Source organism: Rhizobacter sp. P2_H2 (assembly GCF_056403375.1).
Map to the genome: position 1 here is coordinate 1 of NZ_JBFUFP010000277.1, position 5,714 is coordinate 5,714.

4 protein-coding genes are annotated in these 5,714 nt (G+C 68.6%); all 4 read left to right on the forward strand.

Annotated elements, in window-relative coordinates; genetic code table 11:
• Positions 1–1,647 (forward strand): right-handed parallel beta-helix repeat-containing protein (locus AC1D15_RS15685; protein WP_477826695.1); only part of this gene is annotated, 1,647 nt, incomplete at its 5' end.
• A 130-nt stretch (positions 1,648–1,777) separates the two neighbouring features.
• Entirely contained in the window at positions 1,778–3,931 is a 2,154-nt protein-coding gene (locus AC1D15_RS15690; RefSeq protein WP_477826696.1) for an Ig-like domain-containing protein, read from the forward strand.
• A 176-nt stretch (positions 3,932–4,107) separates the two neighbouring features.
• Positions 4,108–4,659, forward strand: a complete 552-nt coding sequence (locus AC1D15_RS15695; RefSeq protein ID WP_477826697.1) for an InlB B-repeat-containing protein — start codon at positions 4,108–4,110, stop codon at positions 4,657–4,659.
• A gap of 29 nt (positions 4,660–4,688) precedes the next feature.
• Positions 4,689–5,714, forward strand: a 1,026-nt coding sequence (gene ligA, locus AC1D15_RS15700) for an NAD-dependent DNA ligase LigA (RefSeq protein WP_477826698.1), incomplete at its 3' end; no start/stop codon positions are given.

Below are 5,714 nucleotides of genomic sequence, written 5' to 3' on the forward strand. Positions count from 1 at the left end.
CCCACGCCCACCCCGACCCCCACGGTCACCTACCCGCTGGCGATCACCGTCACCGGCAGCGGCTCGCTCACCTCGAGCCCGGCCGGCGTGTCGTGCAGCGCGTCGTGCACCAGCGTCTTCTACTCGGGCACGCCGGTCACGCTGAACCCGGCACCGGCTGCCGGCTACAGCTTCAGCGGCTGGAGCGGCGCCTGCTCGGGCACCGGCACCTGCACGGTGCAGATGAATGCGGCGGCTGCGGTCGGCGCCTCGTTCACCGCCACCTCCACCGGCGGCGGCTCGGGCGGCACCGGCGGCGGTACCGGCACGGCGCCGGGCACCGGCACCGGCAAGGCGTACTTCGTGGCGACCACCGGCAGCGACAGCAACGCCGGCACGCTCGCGGCCCCGTTCAAGACGATCAACAAGGCGGTCGGCCTGGCGGCTGCCGGCGACACCATCGACGTGCGTGCCGGCACCTACACCGAGAGCGTCGTGATCCGCCGTGCGGGCAGCGCCACGAAGTGGATCTCGCTGCGCGGCTACAACGGCGAGCGCCCGGTGATCAAGAGCACGAGCTCGGGCCCGACGGTCTACTTCTACAACTCCGCCTGCGATGAAGACGCGATCGGCGACGGCAGCGGCAACACCGACTGCTACCCGATGTACTGGGTGGTGCAGGGCCTGGAGATCCAGGGCAGCGCCGCCGGCGGCAGCGACGGCAACGCGATCAAGATCGACACGCCGAAGGTCAAGCTGGTGGGCAACCGCCTGTGCTGCAGCGTCGCCGACATCGTCAAGCTGGTGCGCACCTCCAACGACGTGGAAGTGCTGGACAACGAGATCTGGCAGGACGCTTCGAAGGTGCAGCCGGGCAGCAACGCCCAGGGCGTGGACATCGTCGGTGCGGACCGCGTCCGTGTCGCCGGCAACTACATCCACGACGTGCCGGACATCGGCGTCTATGCCAAGGGCAATGCACGCAACCCGATCTTCGAGAGCAACCGCCTCGTCAACATCGGCAACTCGGCCAACGGCCATGCGCTGATGCTGGGCCAGGAGACCGACGACTACCGCCTGGTCGACGGCCTGTACGAGACGTATGACGGCATCGTCCGCAACAACGTCGTGATCGGCTCCACCTGGGCCTGCCTCGCGACCTCGTCGTCGAGCAACGCCCGCTTCTACAACAACAGCTGCTACGACACCGGCAAGCTGATGCACGGCTCGATCTTCCTGTCCAACGAGTCGGAAGTCGGCCAGGCCGGCACCAACGTGTACTTCGGCAACAACATCATCTACGGTTCGTCGGCGAAGCCGGTGGTGAAGATCGGCTCCAACGCGCTGACCGACTACAAGACGCTGGTCTTCGACCACAACGTCTACTACTCGAGCAACGGTGCCCCGACCTTCACGTCCGACTCGTTCAGCAACGTCAACTTCGCGACCTGGCTGACCAAGTACAAGGCGCTGAGCGGGCGTGACGATACCGGCAGCAAGATGGCCGATCCGAAGTTCTCGACCACGACGGGCAGCACCCCGCTGACGCTGTCGACCGGCAGCCCGGCGATCGATGCCGGCGCGAGCCAGTCGCTGGCCCCGACCGACATCCGCGGCGTCTCGCGCGCCCAGGGTGCGGCCACCGACATCGGTGCCTACGAGTACTGATGCCTGACCTGGCGCCGGCGATCCTGCCGGCGCCTTCTTCGATCAACACATGCGGCCGATGCGGCCGCTCAGAGCCCAGCCCGGCGATCCACGCGATCGGGCCTGGACCGGGCTTGTCTGGAGCTAGTCAATGAACAGGGTGAACAAGGTGTTCGGTGCGATGTCGCTGGCGATGATGCTGGCGGCTTGCGGCGGCGGAAGCAGTGGCAACAACGCGACGAGCGCTGCCTCCGAAGTCGATCCCGAACTGGCAGCCGCCGGCGCCACCGAAAGTGCGCAGGCCGTCGGCGACAGCGCGTACTACACGGCGCGTCCGATCACGGTCACCGTGACCGGCCCCGGCATGGTGGGCAACATGGTGAGCGGCGTGCTCGGGCCGATGAACTGCGGCAACGGCGGCACGGTCTGCTCGGTGAAGTACACGAAGTACACCTCGGTGCTGCTGGGCGCGCTGCCCAACACCGGCATGGTGTTCCTCGGCTGGGGCGGCGCCTGCTCCGGCACGGCCAACACCTGCACGCTGAACAACAGCCAGTCCCGCGCGGTCACGGCCAAGTTCGGCCCGGCCGGCACGACGACCCCGCCGACGACACCCACCACCTACCGCCTGAACGTCAGCACCAGCGGCTCCGGCACGGTGACCTCGGGCGCCGGCGGCATCAACTGCGGCGCCGACTGCAGCGAAGACGTCACGCCGAACGCCGCGGTCACGCTGACCGCGACGCCGGCCGCCGGCTTCAAGCTGAGCGCCTGGGGCGGCGACTGCTCCGGCAGCGCCAGCACCTGCAGCATCACGATGAGCCAGGCGCGCGACGTGAGCGCGTCGTTCGTCGTCGCCGACACGACCGCGCCGACGGTGGCGAGCGCCACGCCCGGCGCCGGTGCCACCGACGTGGCCGTGACGACGCCGGTCAAGGTGACCTTCAGCAAGACGCTGGACTGCTCGACCGTCTCGGGCCAGACCTTCAAGGTCGGTTCGGTGTCGGGCACGATCGCGTGCAGCGGCAACACCGCCACGTTCACGCCGGTCGCGGCCCTGTCGACCGCCGCGCAGTACCCGGTGGCTTTGACCGCCGGCACGAGCGGCATCAAGGACACCGCCGGCAACGCGCTGGCCGGCACGACGAGCTGGAACTTCACGACGGCGGCTGCGGCCACGACCCCGCCCGTCACGCCTCCCACCACGCCCCCCGCGACCGGCGGTGCCTTCAGCTTCCTGGCCTACGGCGACAGCCGCTCGGGCAACGGCTGCGGCGGCAATGCCGTGCACATCGGCCTGGTGAACCGGATGGTCAATGAACCGGCCGCCTTCGTGTTCAACCTCGGCGACATGGTCACCGGCTACGACAAGTCCACCAACTGGGTGCAGCGCGGCGATTGCCCGAGCGACGCCTCGAAGGGCAGCTTCAAGGAAATCATCGCGCCGCTGCAGAACAAGACGCCGGCCGCCGGCCTGCAGACCTACTACTTCCCGGTGGTCGGCAACCATGACGACAACTACGGCGACGGCTGGTACCCGGACAAGTTCGGCAACGGCTACTGCGACGTGTTCGACCCGAAGAAGGTCGGCATCCCGAACCACACGCAGAACAAGGCCTACTTCAAGGACTGGACCACCTCGAGCGTCAAGCACTACACCGACGACCAGTTCTACCAGCTGGCCTGCGCGAAGACCCGCAGCGGCGTCTATCCGGACTACATGTACTACTCGTTCGACTACAAGGGCACGCATTTCGTGGTGCTGCGCCTGAACTCGGACTACTACGACGTGATGGAGTGCTCGAGCAACTGCACGGCCGCCAACGAAGGCAACTACGACGCGTACTACTACAAGCACCAGCTCGACTGGCTGCGCTACGACCTGGCGCAAGCCTCGGCCAACAGCGCGATCCAGAACACCATCGTGCTGATGCATGCGCCGCTGATCTCGTACTCCGACGGCCATGCGCCGAACGCCTCGTGGCCGACGCTGATCAAGGATTTCAGCAAGCACCCGAAGGTGAAGATGGTGATCTCGGGCCACAGCCACGTCTACGAGCGCTCGGTGCCGGTGTATGCCGATGCCGCGAGCCCGAACGGCGTGCGTGACGACGCGAAGGGCGCGGTCTACACCGTGACCGGCGGCGGCGGCTCGGCACTGGCCGGCTTCAACAACCTGGGCCCGCTGAACGCGAAGGCCACGGCGGCGTACCACTACATGCGCATCGACGTGGACGGCGGCAAGGTGAGCGTGAAGACGATCGGCCAGGACGGCGCGGTGCTCGACACCTTCTCGACGCGCTGATCCGCGGTATCCGACGAGGCCCGGCGGTGCGATGCACGGCCGGGCCTTCTTGCTTGTGGCAGCAATTCTCGAACCGGCCCGAGAGACGCTCAATGAAGCGGCGCCGGGGCCGAAAGAGGTCAGGTCACGCCGACCCCTTGCGATGGTGCAGGGCCGGACGTGGTTGGAGCAGGGACATGAAGAGTGTGAGCAAGATGGCCGGCGCGTGCATGCTGGCGGCGCTGCTGGCCGCATGCGGCGGTGGTGGTGGCGGTGGTGACGATGGAGCCGATGCGGCGGCGCCGGTCGCGCCCGTGTCGGTGCAGCCGCCGGTGGACGAGGCAGCGGCCCCGCCGCCGTCCCCGGTGACGGCAGAGGCCTCCGGCGGCGCCGAGCCGCTGACCGAGCTGGCCGAGAGCGTGGCCACCGACCCGTGGGTGCAGACCTGGGTCGACGCCGATCTGGACGCCTACTACCCGACGCGCCCGATCCGGGTCAGCGTCACCGGGCAGGGCACGGTCGGCAACGAGGTGCGCGGCACGGTGGGGCCGATGAACTGCGTGCAGGGCGGCAGCAGCTGCGGCGTCAGCTACACGAAGTACACGACGGTCGTGCTGACGGCGGTGCCGAAGGCCGGCCAGGTGTTCCGCGGCTGGAGCGGTGCCTGCATCGGCTCCGGCACGCGCAGCACCTGCGAGATCCGCAACTACATGCTGCACAACGTCGGCGCGACCTTCGCTCCGGCCTGAACCGCCATGCCGGCCTCTAAACTGGCGGCATGGCACCGACCTCCCCGACACCCGATCCCACCGGGCGCGCCGCCGAGCTGCGCACCCAGCTGAACCACCACGCCCACCTCTACTACGTGCTCGATGCGCCCGCGTTGCCGGATGCCGAGTACGACAAGCTCTTCCAGGAGCTGCAGGCCCTGGAGGCGGCGCACCCCGAGCTGCTGACGCCGGACTCGCCGACGCAGCGCGTCATCGGTGCCGTGCTGCCCGGGCTGACACCGGTGCATCACGTCGTGCCCATGCTGTCCATCACGACGGAGACGGACACGACCGAGGGCGGTGCCATCGCCTTCGACGCCCGCGTGCGCCGCGAGCTGGGGTTGAAGGAAGGTGACGCGCCCGTCGACTACAACGCCGAGCTGAAGTTCGACGGGCTCGCCATCAACCTGCGCTACGAGAACGGCGTGCTGGTCCAGGCGGCCACGCGCGGCGACGGCGAGACCGGCGAGGACGTCACGCACAACGTGCGCACCATCGGCCAGATTCCGTTGCGCCTGCAGGGCGACGCCCCGCAGGTGCTGGAGGTGCGTGGCGAGGTCTACATGCGCCGCGACGCCTTCGAGGCGCTGAACGAGCGCCAGCGCAGCAAGGGCGACAAGACCTTCGTGAACCCGCGAAACACCGCGGCCGGGGCGATCCGCCAGCTCGATTCGCGCCAGGCGCGCGACAAGCCGCTGAGCTTCTATGCCTATGGCCTGGGCGAGGTGCAGGGCTGGGCGCTGCCGGCGACGCAGTCGGGCCTGCTGGATGCGCTGGCGGCCTTCGGCCTGCCGGTCAATGACATGCGCACGGTGGCGAGCGGCACGGCCGGCCTCGTCGCCTTCCACCAGCGCGTGGCCGAGGCGCGCGACGGCCTGCCGTTCGACATCGACGGCGTCGTCTACAAGGTGAACTCGTGGGAGCAGCAGCAGAAGCTCGGCTTCAAGACCCGCGAACCTCGCTGGGCCGTGGCCCACAAATTCCCGGCCCAGGAGCAGGTGACGACCTTGCTGGCCATCGACGTGCAGGTGGGC